The sequence below is a fragment of the Rothia sp. HMSC066G02 genome, assembly GCF_001813145.1.
Taxonomy (GTDB): Bacteria; Actinomycetota; Actinomycetes; order Actinomycetales; family Micrococcaceae; genus Rothia.
Map to the genome: position 1 here is coordinate 122,204 of NZ_KV811583.1, position 19,589 is coordinate 141,792.

General features: G+C 59.8%; 17 protein-coding genes and 1 tRNA gene. 8 read left to right on the forward strand and 10 right to left on the reverse strand.

The window, feature by feature from the left end; all coding sequences use genetic code 11:
- Positions 1-116 precede the first annotated feature (116 nt).
- Complete coding sequence (locus HMPREF2894_RS01565; protein WP_070677560.1) at positions 117-1,544, reverse strand: MFS transporter; 1,428 nt, start codon at positions 1,542-1,544, stop codon at positions 117-119.
- Between the two features lie 215 nt (positions 1,545-1,759).
- Here HMPREF2894_RS01565 and HMPREF2894_RS01570 point away from each other — a divergent pair, with 215 nt between their 5' ends.
- Positions 1,760-2,149 (forward strand): PGPGW domain-containing protein, encoded by a 390-nt coding sequence (locus HMPREF2894_RS01570; protein ID WP_070677568.1) that lies wholly within the window; start codon positions 1,760-1,762, stop codon positions 2,147-2,149.
- A gap of 110 nt (positions 2,150-2,259) precedes the next feature.
- Here HMPREF2894_RS01570 and asd read toward each other — a convergent pair whose 3' ends face one another.
- The 7 genes from asd to HMPREF2894_RS01605 all read right to left on the reverse strand — a co-directional run bounded on the left by asd (position 2,260) and on the right by HMPREF2894_RS01605 (position 10,857).
- The gene (gene asd, locus HMPREF2894_RS01575; RefSeq protein WP_049353807.1) at positions 2,260-3,399 is read right to left on the reverse strand and encodes an aspartate-semialdehyde dehydrogenase; all 1,140 of its coding nucleotides are present in this window, start codon (positions 3,397-3,399) and stop codon (positions 2,260-2,262) included.
- A 224-nt stretch (positions 3,400-3,623) separates the two neighbouring features.
- Positions 3,624-4,274 (reverse strand): dihydrofolate reductase, encoded by a 651-nt coding sequence (locus HMPREF2894_RS01580; protein ID WP_070677570.1) that lies wholly within the window; start codon positions 4,272-4,274, stop codon positions 3,624-3,626.
- A 22-nt stretch (positions 4,275-4,296) separates the two neighbouring features.
- Positions 4,297-5,178: a thymidylate synthase gene (locus tag HMPREF2894_RS01585; protein WP_070677572.1), complete on the reverse strand. Its 882-nt coding sequence runs from the start codon at positions 5,176-5,178 to the stop codon at positions 4,297-4,299.
- A gap of 157 nt (positions 5,179-5,335) precedes the next feature.
- Positions 5,336-6,343, reverse strand: a complete 1,008-nt coding sequence (locus tag HMPREF2894_RS01590) for an NUDIX hydrolase (protein WP_070677575.1) — start codon at positions 6,341-6,343, stop codon at positions 5,336-5,338.
- Positions 6,344-6,594: 251 nt separating this feature from the next.
- The gene (locus HMPREF2894_RS01595) at positions 6,595-8,868 is read right to left on the reverse strand and encodes an RNA degradosome polyphosphate kinase (RefSeq protein ID WP_083309899.1); all 2,274 of its coding nucleotides are present in this window, start codon (positions 8,866-8,868) and stop codon (positions 6,595-6,597) included.
- Between the two features lie 66 nt (positions 8,869-8,934).
- On the reverse strand, positions 8,935-9,999 hold the full coding sequence (mshD, locus tag HMPREF2894_RS01600; RefSeq protein WP_070677577.1) for a mycothiol synthase: 1,065 nt from the start codon (positions 9,997-9,999) through the stop codon (positions 8,935-8,937).
- Between the two features lie 180 nt (positions 10,000-10,179).
- Positions 10,180-10,857, reverse strand: a complete 678-nt coding sequence (locus HMPREF2894_RS01605) for a winged helix-turn-helix transcriptional regulator (RefSeq protein ID WP_083309900.1) — start codon at positions 10,855-10,857, stop codon at positions 10,180-10,182.
- A 558-nt stretch (positions 10,858-11,415) separates the two neighbouring features.
- Between HMPREF2894_RS01605 and HMPREF2894_RS01610 the strand changes: the two genes are divergently transcribed.
- The gene (locus HMPREF2894_RS01610) at positions 11,416-12,105 is read left to right on the forward strand and encodes a nitrobindin family protein (protein ID WP_049356321.1); all 690 of its coding nucleotides are present in this window, start codon (positions 11,416-11,418) and stop codon (positions 12,103-12,105) included.
- A gap of 65 nt (positions 12,106-12,170) precedes the next feature.
- Positions 12,171-13,406: a CAF17-like 4Fe-4S cluster assembly/insertion protein YgfZ gene (locus HMPREF2894_RS01615; protein WP_070633768.1), complete on the forward strand. Its 1,236-nt coding sequence runs from the start codon at positions 12,171-12,173 to the stop codon at positions 13,404-13,406.
- 133 nt (positions 13,407-13,539) lie between these two features.
- Here HMPREF2894_RS01615 and HMPREF2894_RS01620 read toward each other — a convergent pair whose 3' ends face one another.
- The gene (locus HMPREF2894_RS01620) at positions 13,540-14,571 is read right to left on the reverse strand and encodes a 6-phosphofructokinase (RefSeq protein WP_049347329.1); all 1,032 of its coding nucleotides are present in this window, start codon (positions 14,569-14,571) and stop codon (positions 13,540-13,542) included.
- A gap of 473 nt (positions 14,572-15,044) precedes the next feature.
- On the reverse strand, positions 15,045-16,247 hold the full coding sequence (locus HMPREF2894_RS01625; RefSeq protein ID WP_049341095.1) for a pyridoxal phosphate-dependent aminotransferase: 1,203 nt from the start codon (positions 16,245-16,247) through the stop codon (positions 15,045-15,047).
- A gap of 354 nt (positions 16,248-16,601) precedes the next feature.
- Here HMPREF2894_RS01625 and HMPREF2894_RS01630 point away from each other — a divergent pair.
- The 5 genes from HMPREF2894_RS01630 (at position 16,602) to rplA (ending at position 19,409) form a co-directional block, all read left to right on the forward strand.
- A tRNA-Trp gene (locus HMPREF2894_RS01630) sits at positions 16,602-16,674 on the forward strand.
- 77 nt (positions 16,675-16,751) lie between these two features.
- A complete protein-coding gene (gene secE / locus HMPREF2894_RS01635) occupies positions 16,752-17,030 on the forward strand; it encodes a preprotein translocase subunit SecE (protein WP_049353360.1) in 279 nt (92 codons plus the stop codon).
- Positions 17,031-17,134: 104 nt separating this feature from the next.
- Positions 17,135-17,881 carry a transcription termination/antitermination protein NusG gene (gene nusG, locus HMPREF2894_RS01640; protein ID WP_012903012.1) on the forward strand — a complete coding sequence of 249 codons (747 nt, stop codon included), beginning with the start codon at positions 17,135-17,137 and terminating at the stop codon, positions 17,879-17,881.
- A gap of 266 nt (positions 17,882-18,147) precedes the next feature.
- Positions 18,148-18,576, forward strand: coding sequence for a 50S ribosomal protein L11 (gene rplK, locus HMPREF2894_RS01645; RefSeq protein ID WP_005504870.1), 429 nt, complete (start codon positions 18,148-18,150; stop codon positions 18,574-18,576).
- 137 nt (positions 18,577-18,713) lie between these two features.
- On the forward strand, positions 18,714-19,409 hold the full coding sequence (gene rplA, locus HMPREF2894_RS01650; RefSeq protein ID WP_005504876.1) for a 50S ribosomal protein L1: 696 nt from the start codon (positions 18,714-18,716) through the stop codon (positions 19,407-19,409).
- Positions 19,410-19,589 lie beyond the last annotated feature (180 nt).

Sequence of the window (19,589 nt, forward strand, 5' to 3'; positions counted from 1 at the left end):
AGTTTGAGGTTGTGGTGCATGGTTATAGGGCTTAAATGACAAATGAGCTGTCCCTTCTGATTGCTCGGAAAGAGCGTTCAGGAGGGACAGCTCATATTGTATGGCGTGCCGCTCGTTTAGAGGGATTCGCCGCGGCGTTCAGGGAGGAAGAACACGGTGGTTGCCGCTACCAGGAACGCGGTGGAGAAGAGCGCAAAGAGTAGCGGGGTTCCACCGAATGCGACCAGCGGCGGCACAATGAGCGGTGCCGCGATGGAGGCGATACGACCGATACCGGCGGCGGCACCGGTGCCGGTTCCGCGCAGGTGGGTCGGGAAGATTTCCGGGCTCAGGGCGTAGAGGGCACCCCACGCACCCAGGTTGAAGAAGGAGAGCATGCATCCGGCGAGGATGATGAATACCTCGGCGTGCGCCATGCCGTAGCCAGCCGCCGCCAGCGCGGAGCCAAGCAGGAAGGTCGCCAGGGTTGCGCGTCGGCCCCACTTTTCGATGAGGTAGGCGGCGACCGCGTAGCCGGGTAGCTGGGCGAGGGTCATGATGAGCGTGAACGCGAAGGACTTCACGAGGCTGAATCCCTGGGCGTTCAGCAGCGCCGGAATCCAGATGAACGCGCCGTAGTAGGAGAGGTTGATGCAGAACCAGATGACGCACAGGGCGATGGTCTTGCGGCGCTGACCGGCAGCCCAGATGGAGTGGATTTTCGCGGATTCTGCGTTGTCGGCACTTTCTGCGGCACCGTGTGCGGAAGCGTCTTCGGTCTGCTTCTTACCGGTTCGGGAGAAGAGTGCGGGGGAGGCCTCGAAACGTTCGACCACCTGGCGTGCCTGATCGTGCTTGCCGACCGACTCCAGGAAGCGCACGGACTCGGGGGTTCCTATACGGATCACGAGAGAGTAGATGGCGGGAATCAGACCGATGGCAAGCGCCCAACGCCAGCCGTTCGCCTGCGGAACGATGAAGGTACCGATGAGAGCGGCGAGAATCCAGCCCAGAGCCCAGAAAGCCTCCAGGGCGACCACGACGCGCCCGCGAATAGCACGCGGCGAGAACTCAGAAATCAGGGTGGATGCCACGGGAAGTTCCGCTCCCAGACCCAGACCGACCAAGAAACGGAAGACGAGCAGCACACCCAGGGAGGTTGCCAGGGCGGAGGCGCCGGTCGCCAGACCGTACACCAGCAGGGTGAGGGCGAAGATGTAGCGGCGGCCGAGCTTATCGGCGAGTAGACCGCCGAAGGTTGCGCCGAGCGCCATGCCGACGAATCCGATGGATCCGAGCCAGGAGGCTTCGGTGGGGCTGAGCTGCCATTCCTTGATGAGTGCCGCCATGACGAAGGAGATGAGGCCGACGTCCATGGCGTCCAGCGCCCAGCCGAGACCCGAGATGCCCAGGAGCTTGCCGTGGGCGCGGGTGAAGGGCAGGTTTTCGAGGCGTTCGTTGAGGGTCGGTGCGGCGTTGCGTTCAGTAGCAGGTGCAGCGGTACCAGCGGGTGCAACAGCGTTGGTGCGGGATGAGTCCGTTGATACGGGACGAGGGGAGGACACGGTAGTGGGTCGCTTCCTTAGTGTTTAGGCGTAGTGCCGGGCGAATTGTTCCCTTACAGTGTATAAAGGTACTTTCGACTTGAACACTATTGAAACGAAAAAATTTTGAAGATGACGGAAAAATCTCAACATGAAGAAATCTTTCACAGCCGTCGCCCAGCGGTAGGTGCTATTCTCTAACCACCGCCGCCCGGTGAAACTCACCTACGGCACGTTTGGAAGGACCAACCCTGAAAACCCTCGAAGATGAAGTCAAGGAAAGCGAAACCAGTCGTTTCCACCGCTGGCTCGAAGCCCGCAAGGAGCGTATGCACGCGCATCCGGTCATGCGTCATCTCTACAAGCCCCTTGTCATCGGCGTGGGCGCCTTCTGCTTCATCGCCGGACTGATTATGCTCGTCACCCCCGGCCCCGGCTGGCTGTTCATCTTCATAGGCCTGGGCATTTGGGGCACCGAATTCACCTGGGCACGCCGCGCCAATATTTTCATGAAGCACGTGGTGCTCACCGCCTGGTACCGCTACCGCGCCTGGCGACAGCAGCGCAAGGAACACAAAGCCGCACGCAAGGCAGAACGCAAAGCCGCCGCCGCAAACCAGCGCTAAACCAGCTCGCGCTGATCCGCTCTGCGCAAGCTATAGGCAAACACAAAAAGCCCTCGCTCCCATCCGAAAAGAATGGTAGCGAGGGCTTTCTTATAGCTTGTCAGTGAGCCTTAGAGCTTACCAACAGCAATCTGCAGCATGCGGCGAATCGGCTCAGCAGCACCCCAGAGCAGCTGGTCACCCACGGTGAACGCGCTAATGTACTCGGGGCCCATAGCCAGCTTACGCACGCGACCAACCGGAATCTCCAGAGAACCGGAAGCAGCCACGGGGGTCAGCTGCTCCATGGAAGCCTCACGCTCGTTCGGCACGAAGCGAACCCAGGGGTTGTCCTCAGCGATGATGCGCTCGATCTCTTCGAGCGGCAGATCCTTCTTGAGCTTGATGGTCAGCGCCTGAGAGTGCGAGCGCATCGCAGCGATGCGGACGCACAGACCATCCATGGTGATCTTGTCATCTTCGGAGCGGCCCAGGATCTTGTTGGTCTCAACCTCAGCCTTCCACTCTTCGCGGGACTGGCCGTTACCCAGATCCGAGTCGATCCAGGGAATCAGGGAGCCAGCGAGCGGCACACCGAACTGGGAGGAATCCAGCTCACCGGAGCGCTGCTTAGCAAGGATCTTGCGGTCGATGTCCAGAATTGCGGATGCGGGGTCGTTCAGCTCCTCGGAGACCTCGTTGCCCAGGTCGCGGAACTGTGCGAGCACCTCGCGCATGTGGCGGGCACCGCCGCCGGATGCAGCCTGGTAGGTCATGGAGGTAGCCCACTCGACCAGGTCGTTCTTGAAGAGGCCGCCCAGGCCCATCAGCAGGCAGGAGACGGTGCAGTTACCGCCGACGAAGTCCTTCACGCCGGATGCCAGGCCGCGGTCGATGACGTCGCGGTTAATGGGGTCCAGCACGATGATGGAGTCATCGTTCATGCGCAGGGTGGAAGCGGCATCAATCCACAGGCCGTCCCAGCCTGCTGCACGCAGCTTCGGGTGCACAGCCTCGGTGTAGCCACCGCCCTGAGCGGTCACAATAATCGAGTGCTTACGCAGCTCATCAATGTCGTATGCGTCCTTCAGCTCGGACGGCTCAATTACGCCGTCGAAGGTGGGCGCAGCGCCACCAACATTAGAGGTAGTGAAGAAGACGGGGGTAATGCCCTCGAAGTCGCCTTCCTCAACCATGCGCTTCATGAGGACCGAGCCCACCATACCGCGCCAGCCAACAAAACCTACAGAGTCACCGGGATTAAAGTTCATGGTTCCCAGTGTACTCTCAGGCTGGCGGGTGCGGACTAACACCGTACAAAAAATTTGATATTCGGAACGGGACATTCCGCGCAGGCGCTAGGCTTGGTATCCGACTCGGCACCAGGTACTGTATCGGGGCGCGTTAAAGCGTTCAAGCCCGCGGTACTCCGGGTGGAGCAGCCGCAGGCTTGAAATGCATGTCTATATCAGCGAGTGAATGAGGGAAGCTTGAACTAGATACGTTCGAGCCGCTGGAACGAGAAGTACATGGGGTTCTTCGTGCCCGACTCATCGAGCAGGTAACCCTTCTCGCTATTCTCCCATGCACTCTCGGAGGTGACCCGCCAGCACCCGTTTGGTGAGCTGCCCTCGCAACTGCCCGCAGAATTTGCAAGCTGCAGTTCGGGCGCTCGCGTATCGCCGGTAATCTCGTTACCTTCCTGGCAGTAGAAGTGGGTCCGCTCCACCGTCTTCACCCGACCGAAGGCGGGCAGATCGGTGCGGGAGAGCGCCTCCGCGTAGACGGAGCCGCCACCAATAATCCAAGCATCAACCGCAGCGGTATCTGCGGGGCTAGCTTCGACCGGCGCGCCCGCAGCGTCACGAGCCGCGTACAGCGCCGCATCCAGCGAAGGAACCCACAGGGCACCATCGCGTTCTTCCGCCTCGGTAACCGAACGGCTAATCACAATATTGGTGCGACCCGGCAGGGGACGAAAACGCGGCGGTAACGACTCCCAGGTGCGGCGACCCATAATCACCGGAGCGCCCAGCGTCACCTTCTTAAAGTGCGCCAAATCCTCCGGCGCGTACCAGGGCATATCCCCGTCACGACCAATGATGCCGGCATCAGTTTGAGTCCAAATAGCGCCCAGACGATACATCATGCCTCCTTACAACCTGCAGTTAGACCGCAATCGGGGCGGCAATACCGGGGTGGTGCTTGTAATCCACCAGCTCAAAGTCTTCATACTCGTAATCGAAAATAGAAGGCTTCTTGGTCTTAATAACCAGCTTCGGGTACGGGTACGGTTCGCGCGGCGGGTAGGGGTTACCCTCAGGGTCGGTGCCGTAGCCCAGCTGCTTCTTCACCTGCTCCAGGTGGTTCGAGTAGATGTGGCAGTCGCCGCCGGTCCACACGAACTCGCCCGGCTCCATGCCCACCTCCTGCGCAATCAGGTAGGTCAGCAGAGCGTACGAGGCGATGTTGAAGGGCACACCCAGGAACATGTCCGCGCTACGCTGGTACAGCTGGCAGGACAGCTCCTTCACACCGTCGGCGCGTTCGTGCACGTAGAACTGGAACAGCGCGTGGCAGGGCGGAAGCGCCATGCTATCCACCTCGGCGGGGTTCCACGCCGAAACAATGTGGCGACGAGAGCTCGGATTATTCTTCAGTGACTCAATGACCTTCGCAATCTGGTCAATCGTGCCGCCATCGGGGGTCGGCCACGAACGCCACTGCACGCCGTACACCGGACCCAAATCGCCGTTCTCATCAGCCCACTCATCCCAAATGGTCACGCCGCGCTCCTGCAACCAACGCACATTCGACGAACCGCGCAGGAACCACAGCAGCTCAATAGCAACCGACTTGAAGTGCACACGCTTGGTGGTAATCAGCGGGAACGACTCACGCAGATCAAAACGCATCTGACGGCCGAAAACACCGAAGGTGCCGGTGCCGGTACGGTCGGAACGCTGCGCATCCGCCGCAATGGCGTCCTTGTTCTCCTCGAGGATTTCGCGCAGAAGATCTTCATAGGGCGTGGGGATTGCGTGAGTCATAAGAAAAACCTTGAATCCTGTCAGTAGACGTGAGAGGCGGCAAAGAAGCAACCGCCCCTCTATTGTAAAACCCGCAAACGGGGTGCAGGTAGAGCAAACGCGCTGAGCATAAAGCCCAGCGCGCTCGCTATGAAAAGATAAAAATCTAGCCTAGAACCTAGTCCAGAGCCGCGCGTACACGCTCCACCGAGACAATACGCGGATCATCGCCCTCGGTCACCTGCAGGACCAGGGCATCGCCGGGCTCCAGGTACGGGTCCTCGGTCGGAAGGACCTCCGCGGAACCCTCAAACAGGTACTCGCGCAGAACATCCATCACCTGCGGCAGTACCGGGCGGTGAGTGCACAGCAGGGACGAAGAATCCTTATCGAACAGTGACGCCACGGTGCGGGCAGTACGTGCCGGGTGACGCTGAGCGCCAGCCTCCGACAGGGACTTCTTCTCCTTCACAGACACACCGTAATCCACCGAATACGGGGTCACGGTCTGAACGCAACGCAGCCACGGGGAAGAAATAATACGGCTCGGAGCCCACGCCGCAAAGAGACGGCTAGAAGCCAGCGCCTGACGCTTACCGGTAGCCGCGAGCGGACGGTCATCCTCAGCGGCAGCCCAGTTTGAACGCGGCTTAGCCTTCGCGTGGCGGGCAATCAGCACCGGGCGGGTGCGCAGCACGTCCGCCTCCGCGAGAGCCTCCAGGGACTCCAGGGGAGCCAGGTCGTCCTCGTTGGTCAGCAGGGCGCGAGCAACCTCGGTGGATACCCAACGCAGCTCATCCACTTCACCCTCATCCGCCAGGGCGCGGGCACCCTCGGGAAGTTCAGCGGACCAGTAGAAGACATCCTTAGGGCGGCCACCCACCGGGTAGGAAGTCACAGCCAGGGGCACCCCCAGAACAACCTGCAGGCCGACCTCTTCGCGAATCTCACGAATAGCAGTTTCAGCCAGGGACTCGCCCGGATCCTGCTTGCCCTTAGGCCAGGACCAGTCGTCATAACGAGGGCGGTGAATGATGAGGACCTCAAGCGCACCGTCGTGCATACGCCAAATCAGTGCGCCAGAAGCAACAATATCCGCAGTGTTTGAGGGGGCACGGTCAATGCTGTTGACCGCGTCAAAACGTCGTGCCGAGTAGTAGATGGAGGGGGAATCCAGCGGTGCCATATCTCTCTCTGAACCTCTTCGCTAGGCTTGCGCACAATGCCAGAGGGCACCATGCTCCGCGTCTAATTGTAGGTGAGAGAGCGGTCAAGTTGTAATCTCAACGTAACCTGTTGTTCACTTTTGTGCTAAGTGCACTAGTCCACCGCACGTTTTTGCACGACACGCGGAAAACCCCGCCTGCCTCACGCCATAAAGCGCGAGAACAGACGGGGTTCACCCCAGAAATCACCGGTAGGTCAGCGGGCACATCCTTAGACCTTATCGACCACGTTCTTACGGGAACGCGAGCTCAGGTAGTACGACTGCACGTCCTGCAGCGGGTTGCCCTGATCGTCGGTGTCGTGACGGGTCCAGTTGCCCTCAGAATCCAGGTGCCAGGTACGCGAAGAATCACTCATATACGTGGTGAACATGTCACGCAGATACTTCACGTGGCGCGGATCCTTCACAGGCACGAGCGCCTCAATGCGGCGGTCCAGGTTGCGGTGCATCATATCGGCAGAGCCAATGTAGACAATCGGATCGCCACCGTTCTCAAACGCAAACACACGCGAGTGCTCCAAGAAGCGGCCCAGCACCGAACGGACGCGAATATTCTCGCTTAGACCCTTAACGCCCGGGCGCAGAGCGCAAATACCGCGAACCACCACATCCACCGGCACACCAGCCTGCGAAGCGCGGTACAGCGAATCGATGACGGCCTCATCCACCATGGAGTTGCACTTGAACTGAATCTTCGCCGGACGGCCAGCCTTATGGTTCTCAATCTCCTGATCGATGCACTCAATCAGGCCGCTACGCAGAGTACGCGGAGCCACCAGCAGCGACTGGTAGTTAGTCTTCGGCGCGTAACCAGACAGCTGGTTAAACAGGCGGGAGACGTCCTCACAAATCTGCTCGTCACAGGTAATCAGACCCAAATCCTCGTAGAAACGAGCGGTCGACGGGTGGTAGTTACCGGTACCAATGTGCGCGTAACGGCGCAGATGGTTACCCTCGCGGCGCACCACCAACGACAGCTTGCAGTGAGTCTTCAAACCCACGATGCCGTACACCACGTGCACGCCAGCGCGCTCCAGCTTACGAGCCCACGAGATGTTGGCTTCCTCATCAAAACGAGCCTTAATCTCCACCAGCGCCACAACCTGCTTGCCAGCCTCAGCCGCCTCAATCAGCGCATCCACGATGGGGGAATCGCCACTGGTACGGTACAGGGTCTGCTTAATCGCCTGAACACGCGGGTCGGCGGCAGCCTGCGCCAAGAACGCCTGCACACTGGTCGCGAAGGAATCGTACGGGTGGTGCAGCAACACGTCGTGGTCGCGGGCGGCAGCGAAAACGTCTGCAGCCTTCGCAGTCTCGGTAGCATTGAGCCAGCGGGAAGTGTGCGCAATGTGCTTGGGGTAGTGCAGAGCCGGGCGGTTCGCGCGAACAATCGCACTCATGCCGCGCAGATCAAGCGGAGCCGGCAGGCGGTACACCTCGGACTCGTCGATGTTCAGCTCAGAAATCAGCAGATCCAGGATGGTCGGGTTGATGGTGTCCTCAACCTCCAGTCGGACCGGCGGACCGAAACGACGGCGCAGAAGCTCCTTCTCCAGAGCCTTTAGCAGGTTCTCTGCATCGTCCTCTTCCACCTCAAGATCCTCATTACGGGTCACGCGGAAGACGTGATGCTCCACAACCTCCATACCCGGGAAGAGGGTGTCCAAGTGCTCAGCAATGATGTCTTCGAGCGCAATGTAGCGGCTCTCACGGCCCGCAGTGTTGGCAGCACGGGAACCGTCCACAGAGACCATACGGTCCAGCTGATCGGGCACCTTCACGCGAGCAAACAGCTCCTTGCCGGTCTGCGGGTTACGCACCAGCACCGCAAGGTTCAGCGACAGACCCGAAATGTACGGGAAGGGGTGCGCCGGGTCAACAGCCAGAGGAGTCAGAATCGGGAAAATATCGCGCATGAACTCCTCGCGCAGACGCTGCTTAGCGTCCGCATCCAGGTCGTTCCAACCCACAATGCGGATGTTCTGCTCCTCCAGAGCCGGAAGAACCTGGTTTTGGAACACATCAGCGTGGCGAGTCTGCAACTGGTGAGCGCGCTCAGCAATCTCTTCCATCTGCTCTTCGGGGCTCAGACCTGCTGCCGAAGGCACCGCCAGACCGGTCGCAATGCGGCGCTTCAGACCCGCCACACGCACCATGAAGAACTCATCCAGGTTAGACGCCACAATCGACAGGAAGTTCAGACGCTCCAGCAGGAACAGGTTCGGATCCTCCGCCAGCTCCAGCACGCGGGTGTTGAAGTCCAGCCAGCTGCTCTCACGGTCGAAGAAACGCTCCGGGCCGAACTCCTCTTCCAGACTGAAGTAGGAGCGCTTCTCGCCCTTCTCAATGCGGTCGCCGCGAGACTCGGCACGCTCAATCTTCGAAATATCGTGGCCGATATGAATGACACCGGTCATGGGTGCCGGCTCAGACGGCTTAGGCTTAGGCGCCTTATTCAGGCCATTGGGGGCGGGTACCATACTGTACTTGCCTTTCTGATCGGGGATAAGTCGTGAAGAAGCACGCCAGAGACGGCGCACCAAAAGCTAGGCGGCAGGCTCATCCTGCTGGGCGGGGGCGTACATGCGGTCAACCGTCGCCACGCCGAAACCCAACGAAGTGTAGAGGGAATATGCGGTGGTGCTATCGGCATCCACGTACAGGTCGATGGCGCGCAGCGGCTCGCCGTTCTCGTCCTCATCGCATGCCAGGTATGCCAGCGCGCGCAGGGTGAGGGTTCGGCCCAGGCCGCCTCCCTGCGCCTGAGGGTTCACGCCCACCACGTAAATCTCACCGGAGGGGGACAGCTCGCCCTGCTCCTGACCGGTTGGAATCTTCGTCCAGGTGAATGCCGCGATGGCGGAGTCGTCATCCACCTCGGAGGCGATGAAGAAACCCTCGGGGCGGAACCAGGGGGAGCCGGTGCGCTCGCGCAAATCGGCAAGGGTGAGCTTGCCCTGCTCCGGGTGGTGCGCAAAAGCGGCGGCGTTCACGCGTAGCCAAGGGAACTCGTCCGCGCCGGTGAAGGTGCGCATCCGCAGGTTCTCCGGCAGAGTGCGCGCATCGGAGCGTTCCACGAGCTCTTCGCGGGTCTGCGCGTCCAGGGGCAGAACCATCTTGTACAGCACACGCACCGGCTCGAAACCGTGCAGGGTCGCGAACGCGTGGGCGGGGCTTTCGATGCCGGTGTCGGTGGCGCTACCGTGAACCCAGAGGCGGTAGCGGGTTGCGTCATCGCCCAGCTGGCGGACGGCGTGGTCGAAGAATGCGCTACCTGCGCCTCGTCCGCGGTATTCGGGGGCGACGGCTGCCTCAATCACGCCGGTATCTTCATCGTTTGCCGGGGTGAGCGCCACGAAGACGGCGGCGAGGGTGCCGTTATCCTCGGCGACAAAGAAACGCGGAGGGATCAGGGTGCTTTCGTGGAGTGCCTTACTCAGTTCAATGCGGGTCTGCTCAGAGAATGCCGAGACGCCGTCGTGGCGGGCAACCTTCTGTGCGAAGGAATCGAAGCGTTCCAGCAGCTCTTCGGTGAGCTGCGGTTCTGCGTAGACCGGGGTGCTTGCTGCGGGCAGGGTGGAGGTTTCGGGTGTCTGACTGTGTACCATCATCGCCTTCTTTCGTAGCCTTCTGATTCAACTCTACCGGGGATAGTTGCTCTTTGGAGAGTTTGTTCTCCGTCCTGGGCGAATATGACAAGAACCGGAACATTTACGCATTCTGGTACTTGGCGCAGCACCGGGGCAACTCGCAGAGCGGGTACACCAAAACAGGGGTTGGAGCCCCAAAATTTAGCGGGTGCTGTTGAAGGAATAGCCCACGTTACGCACGGTCGAAATCATCTGCTCGTACTCGGTACCGAGCTTGGAACGCAGACGGCGCACGTGCACGTCCACGGTTCGGGTGCCGCCGTAGTAGGAATCGTAACCCCACACTTCGGAGAGCAACTGGGCGCGGGAGAAGACCCGTCCGGGGTGCTGAGCCATGAATTTGAGCAACTCAAACTCTTTGAAGGTCAGGTTCAGCGCGGTACCGGAAAGATGCGCCGAATATGCTTGCGTGTCAATCACGAGGTTGCCTGCGCGCACGATGCGCTCTTCGGAGTTCTCTTCTTCTGCGGCTGCGTCGCTCTTGATGGCGAGGCGCAGGCGCGCATCCAGCTCGGAAGGGGAGGCCTGGTCAGAGACAATATCGTCCACCTGCCAGGAGGCGGCAACAGCCGCCATGCCGCCTTCATTCAGGAGCGCGATGAGCGGCAACTGCACACCTGCGGCGCGCAGTAGCTGGGCGCAGTGGCGTGCTTTAACGAGGGCGGTGCGGGCATCGACCATGAGCAGGTCGAATGTCTCGGTTTCGAGAGCTGTATGGGCGGTGTCGAGGGGGAAAACGTGTACCTTGTGGCTGAGTAGACTCAGCGAGGGAATCATATCCTGCGCGGCGGTATCGCTCAGAAGCGCAATACGGTACACACCCTCTCCTTTCCCGGTAAAATATTAGGCTCTTTCTAGTGTACTCGCCCGCCTATGGTGCAGCTGTGGAGGCGGTAAAGAGCAGATGCAGATATCGTATACCGGACTGTTTACTTGCCCGTCTGCGCAGGTCGCTGCCGATAGCTCTGTCCAGGATGTTTTTAGCACCGATTCTGCGCCCTTTCGGGGTGGGTCTGTGGTAGGTTTAAGGCATGGAAAACAATCTTATGGCTCTTGAAGCTCTCTTCATGTCGCTGATGGCTATTATCTCCGTGTGCATCGGTATCGGTGCATTCGCAGTGTTGCGTGGCCTCTTCAGCGGTCAGAAGTAGTCTTCCCCGCACAGAGCAGAAGCATCGCCCACACAGGGCTTTAGGCGGTCGTACGGTTCGTACCGCCTCGCCAATGACGGCGTGAACCCCCACCCGGTCCCCTCCGGTTGGGGGTTTTCTTTATGCTGCCCGCCGTACCATTTACTCTGCAGGAGGCGGTGCTACCCCGTGCCGTGAGCGAACGAATAGGGTGCCGTTTTTACGCTCGGGTACTAAAATGGGAGGTATGGCTATTGAAATCCCTACCAACCTAACCCCTGAACTTGTTCCCTTCGCATGGCTGCTCGGCACCTGGGAAGGTACCGGAACCATGTGGTACGAAGGCCAGGAAAACACCCCCTTCGGCCAGATTATTACTTTTGAGCAGGATGGTCTGCCCTTCATCGAATACCGCGCTGAGTCTTTCCTGCTCGATGACGAGGGTCAGAAGCTGCGCCCCATCACCGTTGAAACCGGTTTCTGGCAGATTGACCGCCCCCTGACCGACGCTGACGGCGGCTTCGGCATTGTCCCCAAAGACGTTGTTCCCGCCTTCGCTGACGCGGCAAGTGTAGAGACTCTCCGCAATGCCGACGACGGATTCTCCCTGCTGGCGACCATTGCGCACCCCGGCGGCATTAGCGAAAACTACGTGGGCATGGTCAAGGGCCCGGTTATTCGCATGCAGACCGGCAACCTACTGCGCGATGATATTTCCCACGACTACGCAGGCTCCGTGCGTCTGTGGGGCCTGGTCAACGGCAACCTCATGTGGGACTGGGAGGTCGCAGACGCTGAGGGTAAGCTGCACAAGCACGCCTCCGCTGAACTGCGCAAGACCTCCTCGATGACCGGCGATTCCCTGGGAACCTCGATGTTCGGTTCCCTGGACGGCGAAGAGCCCACCGGCGAGCCCGACTCCGAGCCCACCGCCTAATAACTAACTTGTGTCTGCCCCGCCGGTCGGCGGGGCAGACTCTTTGCGTGAAAGGTGCACCTTCCGTGACTGAATCTTCGCTTGAAGCGCCTCAGGCTGAGGTACCCCAGCCCGATGCCGCCCGCCCGGTGAGCCCCCTGCTGAGCCTGCACGGCGCTTTTGCCGCCTCCGGGCTGGATGCCGGCGTCGCCGCACACTACGGCAACCCCATGCTGGAGCAGCGCGCCCTCAGCTTCGACCGCTCCGCCAGCGCGGATGAACCGCTGGTGCTAGTGGACCGCTCCTCCCTGGGCGTGGTGCGTGTTGAGGGGCCGGACCGCCAGACCTGGCTGACCTCCATCGCCTCGCAGATTCTGACCGGCATGACCGCCGGGGAGAGCCGCGAGTTCCTGCTGCTTTCCCCTCAGGGCCGTGTGGAGTACGCACCCGCCGCAATTGAAGACGGCGAGGCACTCTGGCTGATCGTTGAGGGCTACCAGGCTCAGCCGCTGACCGATTACCTAAACCGCATGAAGTTCATGATGCGCGTTGAGGTGCAGAACCTCAGCGACGAGTATGCGGTACTGGAGAGCGCCCGCAACCCGATCCAGCAGGACGGCTCGGTGCATCCGGCGCTCGCTGAGTGCAAGCCGCTGGTGTGGGAGGACCCTTGGCACACTCCGGCACCGGGTAGCTACCGCTACGATGAGGCGGGTGACGCCCACCCCGGCGCGGACTATGTGCGTTTCTTGAGCATCGTGCCGCGCTCTGTTCTGCCCGCCCTGGCTGAATCTTCGGACGCGCGTTTTGCGGGTCTGTGGGCTGCGGAGGCTCTGCGTATTGAGGCGTGGCGCCCCCGCTATGGCACCGAGGCTGACGATAAGACCATCCCGCAGGAGCTGGATTACACCCGTACGGCGGTGCATTTTGATAAGGGCTGCTACAAGGGGCAGGAGACGGTGGCTCGCGTGCATAACCTGGGTCGCCCGCCGCGCCGCCTGGTGTTCTTGGATATTGACGGTTCGGAGCACACCCTGCCGGCGGCAGGTAGCGAGCTGTTTGTGGAGGGTAAGTCCCGCCCGGTCGGTCGTATTACCTCGGTGGCGTTGCATCACGAGGCGGGCCCGATTGCGTTGGCTGTGATTAAGCGCGGCGTTGATCCGCAGGCGCCTTTGCGTGCGGTTGATGGCGGAGACTTCCTGCCCGATGGTTCGCCGGCGCCGGCGACCGAGTACGCGGTGGCTCAGACGACGGTGGTTTCGCCGGAGTCCGGTGAGGTGGCGCGTCGTTCTTTGGCGGGTCAGGATTTCTTGAAGCGCTAGAGCATCTGGCTACGCAATAGCATCTGACGACCAATATAAAACCGCGGAGGCGGACACTCGTTGCGAGTGCCCGCCTCCGCGGTTTTAGTATGAGTGCTCAGCGAGCTTGCTGAGCTTGCTGAGCTTGCGGGGTTTAGCGGCCGAAGAGGACGGCTGCTTCTTCCCAACGTTCCTGAGGTACGGACTTCAGACCGTCCAGTGCCTCTTCGAGGGGTACGTACTTGATCTCGGTGCCCTGAACGGAGACCATCTTGCCCCACTGCTTCTGAGCGACCATGTCGACTGCGCCCATGCCCAGGCGGGTTGCGAGCACGCGGTCGTAGCCGGTGGGTGCGCCACCGCGCTGGATGTGGCCCAGGATGGTGTTACGGGTTTCGACGCCGGTCATCTTCTCGATTTCGTGGGTGATGTACTCACCGATACCACCGAGGCGGGGACGACCGTCCTTCTCGGTACCCTTGTTTGCCATGACGTCGTCGAAGCCTTCGGGGATGAAGCCTTCAGCCACAACAACAAGGGGAGAGCGGCCGCGGTCGTGTACTTCCTTGACCCATTCAGCAACCTGCTCCATGGAGACCTTGACCTCGGGGATCAGGATTGCGTGTGCGCCTGCAGCCATACCGGAGTGCAGTGCGATCCAGCCGACGTGGCGGCCCATGACCTCTGCGACCATGCAGCGGTGGTGCGATTCACCGGTGGTGCGGATACGGTCCATTGCCTCGGTTGCAATGGAGACTGCGGTGTCGAAACCGAAGGTGTAGTCGGTTGCGCGCAGGTCGTTGTCGATGGTCTTGGGCACACCGATGACGGGCAGGCCTGCGTCTGCCAGACGCTTTGCGCCTGCGAGGGTGCCTTCACCACCGATAGCGACGATTGCGTCGATGCCGTGGCGTTCCATCATGATTTCGATGTTTTCGGGGCCACCGTTGGGGCCGTCGAAGGGGTTGGTGCGGGAGGTACCGATGATGGTGCCGCCCTGGGATGCCAGGCCGCGGACCTTCTGGCGGGGCAGGTCCATGTAGTCGCCTTCAACGACGCCTCGCCAGCCATCGCGGAAGCCGACGAATTCGTAGCCGTACTTCTTGACACCGTTGAGCACGGCGCCGCGGATGACAGCGTTCAGGCCGGGGCAGTCGCCGCCGGAAGTAAGCAGACCGATCTTCATAGTTGGCTCCTAATGTCTGCGCGTTTTAGGTGTTGTGCGCGCGCGTGTATATAACTATGACCTCCACGAATTCGGCACGCGAATGTTCGCCGGTCGGGAGGTCGTTCTCTTGGTCTCTATTTTAGCGATGTTTGGGTTGTGTGGGTAGTGGTGGAAAGCCGTGGGAACGCCGGTTTTGGTGCTGAAAAGTTCAGGTTTTTGAAACCTGTATGTTTGGGTTTGAAACACAAATAGCCGCCCTTTCCCACCTATGGCACCGAAGAGGCGAATGAGGCTTCCTCACATCTGTAAAGATGCGGGAAGCCTCATTCGTTTTAAAAATATTTTTAAATATTTGTGGGATTCTCCGTTTTTAGGACAAAAAACGGTCAATAGTCCTGTGATTGATCGTTTCGCACCGGTTTATCCCACGTCTGAACCGCTTCCCACGGGGTGAGTTGCAGGTTCAGCAGGCGCGCTCAGAGGGGGCGGAACTAGTCGCGTGCCTGACCGAGGAACTTCTGCAGGCGTGCCAGGCCCTCCGCCAGGTCCTCGTCGCTCAGGGCGTAGGAGAGGCGCAGGTAGCCGCTGGGACCGAATGCCTCGCCGGGAACTACGGCGACCTCAGCCTTTTCGAGGATGAGCTCAGCCAGCTCTGCGGTGGTCTGCGGGCGTACGCCTTCAATTTCCTTGCCGAGCAGTTCGCGTACGTCCGGGTAGGCGTAGAACGCGCCGGTGGGTACGGGGCAGTGCACGCCTTCAATAGCGTTCAGGCCATCTACGATGGTGCGGCGGCGGCGGTCGAAGGCTGCGTGCATGATTTCCACGTCGTCCTGCGGGCCGGTCAGCGCGGCGAGGGCTGCGCGCTGGGCGATGTTGTTGACGTTGGAGGTCATGTGGGACTGCAGGTTGGAGGCTGCGGCGATGACGTCGCGCGGGCCAATCATCCAGCCCACGCGCCAGCCGGTCATGGCGTAGGTCTTTGCCACGCCGTTGAGGATGACGCACAGGTCAGCGAGCTCGGGTACTGCCTTCAGGATAGAGACTGCCTGAACACCGTCATAGGTGAGGTGCTCGTAGATTTCGTCGGTCAGAACGAAGATGCCCTTGGCAAGTGCCCATTCGCCGATGGCGCGGGTTTCTTCTTCGGTGTAGACGGCACCGGTCGGGTTGGAGGGGGAGACGAAGATGAGCGCCTTGGTGGCGGGGGTGTAGGCCGCTTCGAGCTGCTCGACGGTGACCTTGTAGTGCTGGTCGCTACCGGCGAAAACCTCGATAGGGTTACCGCCAGCCAGGCGAATGCACTCGGGGTAGGTGGTCCAGTAGGGTGCGGGCAGCAGGACGTCGTCGCCTTCGTCAATGACGGTTGCGAATGCCTGGTAGACCGCCTGCTTGCCGCCGTTGGTGATGACAACCTGGGAGGGGTCAATCTCTACGCCGGAGTCGCGCAGGGTCTTTTCCGCGATTGCCTTCTTCAGCTCGGGAAGACCGGAGGCGGGGGAGTAGCGGAAGTTCTTGGGGTCGTTGAGCGCTTCGCGTGCGGCGTCCACAATGTGCGCGGGGGTGGGGAAGTCCGGTTCGCCTGCGCCGAAACCGATGACGGGGCGTCCCTGAGCCTTGAGTGCTTTTGCCTTTGCGTCGACGGCAAGGGTTGCGGAGGGTGCGATGGCACCGATGCGGCTTGAAATACGCGCCATGGGGCTCTCTTCTCTTTCTTCTTGTGCGCTGCCGGCGTGAAGTCGACAAGGAAATAGGTGATGGGAATGCACGTGTGGGACCAATCCGCGCGTGATGGGCGCGGGTGTGTGCGGCATTCCTCTTATTAGGATACGGTCCACTAGTAGTGATGCGGAACCCTTCGTCAAGGTATCTCAAGAGGTTTTTCGAAAAATATTACATTCTGAAGTTGCATCGGCCCCGAAAGATGGTTTACAGTTAGTTCTGCACCCGCAAGGGTGTAATTGTTTGCCCCTCTAAAGCCCACGGCTTAGGAGGCAATGGAGGAGTAGACAAGTGAGAAGCAACTCTCACACCTGAAGTTAACGCTTCAAAGGGTGGTGGCTCAATTGGTAGAGCAGCGGTCTCCAAAACCGCAGGTTGCAGGTTCGAGTCCTGTCCGCCCTGCTTTTATTGCCTCAATAACATCTTCGTACGCCCGTTCCCCGGGCGTACTTTTTTAGACTCAGAAAGGGGCAGAAGAAATGGCATCGTCTGCTACCGCCGAGAAGGCTGTTAAGCCCGGCGCATCGTCGAAGAGCGATAAGAAGCTCGGTTTCTTCGGCCGTATTTTTGCATTCCTCCGTGAAGTTATTGCGGAGTTGAAGAAGGTTACTACTCCCACCGGACGCGAACTGGTTGGTTACTTCTTCGGAGTTCTGTTCTTTGTCGTGGTGATGCTCCTGCTTATTTCTGGTCTGGATTATCTTTTCGGCCAGGGAGCATTCTGGATTTTCGGTAACGGAACGATTCAGCGTAACTAGTACAGGCTGCATCCTTATCTGGGGTGCCCCATCAGTGATTTCCCTCAGCACATTGGTGAGTGGGAGTCCCCTCTAGATGATTAACGATAGAAAGTAGGAGCGACGTGTCCGAGCAGGAACTGGTATCCGAGATTGAAGAGGTCGAGGTAGCCGCTGCTGAGGCTACTGAGGAGTCTGCAGCTATTGAGCAGCAGGCTGAGGAAGCTACCGAGGCTGTCGAGGTGGCTGAAGCAGCTGCTGAGGCGGCTGAGGAAGTCGACGCTCTGGAAGAATTCAAGTCCAAGCTGCGCCGTCAGGCGGGCGACTGGTACGTGGTGCACACCTACTCCGGTTACGAGAACAAGGTGAAGACCGGTATCGAGACCCGTATCCAGAACCTGGAAGCTGAAGATGAGATCTTCGAGGTTCAGGTTCCCATGGAGACCGTGGTTGAGTTCAAGAACACCGTGAAGAAGACCATCCGCCGCGTGCGCGTTCCCGGTTACGTTCTGGTGCGTATGGAACTGACCGACCACTCGTGGGGCGTTGTCCGCCACACCCCCGGTGTGACTGGCTTCGTGGGTCAGGATGCGTACAACCCGGTCCCGCTGCGCATGGACGAGGTTTTCGACATGCTCCTGCCGGTCTTCGAAGAGCAGCAGCAGAGCCAGGGCCTGCCCGTTTCCAAGCCCGTTATCGAGTCCGACTATACTGTGGGCGAGAACGTCCGTGTGAAGTCCGGTGCTTTCGAGGGCATGGATGCTACCGTTTCGGAGATCAAGGGCGAGTCCCAGCAGATTGTCGTGATGATTTCCGTCTTCGGTCGCGACACCCCGGTGACCTTGAGCTTCACCGAGATCGAAAAGATTTAACGCTTCTAGCGTGTGAATATGAGCCTCGCACTTCGGTGCGGGGCTCATATTTTGTGTCGGCTTTGTAAGCGGCATTAGTTGTGCAGACGAGGTTTAATCTTTCTGCTAGCTGGCGCTGGATTAAGTCGCTGATTAACGCTAGAATGTTGGTTTGTGTATGCGCATGTCACGCTTTCATGCGGATGCACGGGTGACCGCGCCACGGTCACCGTCTTGCCGGCGTACGCTCCTGTGCGTCGGTTCCCAGCTAAGAAAAGGACCCTACATTGGCTCCCAAGAAGAAGGTCACTGGCCTCATTAAGCTGCAGATCCAGGCAGGCGCCGCTAACCCGGCTCCCCCCGTCGGCCCCGCACTGGGTTCGCACGGTGTGAACATCATGGAGTTCTGCAAGGCATACAACGCTGCAACCGAGTCGCAGCGCGGTAACATCATCCCCGTTGAGATTACCGTCTACGAGGATCGCTCCTTCACCTTCATCACCAAGACCCCTCCGGCTTCCCAGCTGATCAAGAAGGCTGCTGGCGTTGCTAAGGGCTCCGCTGTTCCTCACACCACCAAGGTTGGTTCGCTGACCGAGGCTCAGGTGCGCGAGATCGCTGAGACCAAGATGCCCGACCTGAACGCAAACGACCTGGATGCTGCTTCCAAGATCATCGCAGGTACCGCTCGTTCCATGGGTATCACCGTCGAGTAATTTCGGTTCGCCGAATAGCCGAGTAATCGGCACCGTAGATTTTTCTACACAGAACTTGTAAATGCCCGTCGTATGGACGGGATGTGGCAGAGCCGAGCGCGGCTCACGAGACCACAACTGCATAAGGAGAAAAGCAGATGGCAAAGCGCAGCAAGGCGTACAAGGCAGCTGTAGCCAAGATTGAAGAGGGTAAGCTCTACACCCCCGCTGAGGCAGTTGCCCTGGCGAAGGAAACCTCTTCCACCAAGACCGACGCAACCGTTGAGGTTGCAATGCGTCTGTCCGTTGACCCCCGTAAGGCAGACCAGATGGTTCGCGGTACCGTGAACCTGCCCCACGGCACCGGTAAGACCGCTCGCGTGGTCGTTATCGCAGCAGGCCCCAAGGCTGCTGAGGCTGAGGCAGCTGGCGCTGACTACGTTGGTTCCGACGAGCTGATCGCAAAGATCGCTGGCGGCTGGACTGACTTCGACGCAGCGGTTGCAACCCCCGACATGATGGGCAAAGTCGGCCGCCTGGGTAAGATTCTGGGTCCCCGTAACCTGATGCCGAACCCCAAGACCGGTACCGTGACCATGGATGTTGCAAAGGCTGTTGCAGACATCAAGGGCGGTAAGATTGACTTCCGCGTTGACCGTAACTCCAACCTGCACTTCATCATCGGTAAGGCTTCCTTCACCGCTGAGCAGCTCGAGGAGAACTTCCAGGCAGCTCTGGAAGAGGTTAACCGTCTGAAGCCCTCTTCGGCTAAGGGTCGTTACATCTCCAAGGCAACCGTTGCTACCACCTTCGGCCCCGGCATCCCCGTTGATCCGGCTGCCGTTGCTGCCTAAGGTATGCACCTGTAGCTTCTAGCATTTAGCTAGTAGTCGCCCCCGACGTTTAGGCGTCGGGGGCGACTTTTTGTGCATGATTTTGTCTGTGTGAAGATTCAAAACACAGCGTGAAGATTCAAGACATTGCGTGACCGGAATCGGTTAAAGTACGTCACGGGTTTCCAGCTTATATAGGCT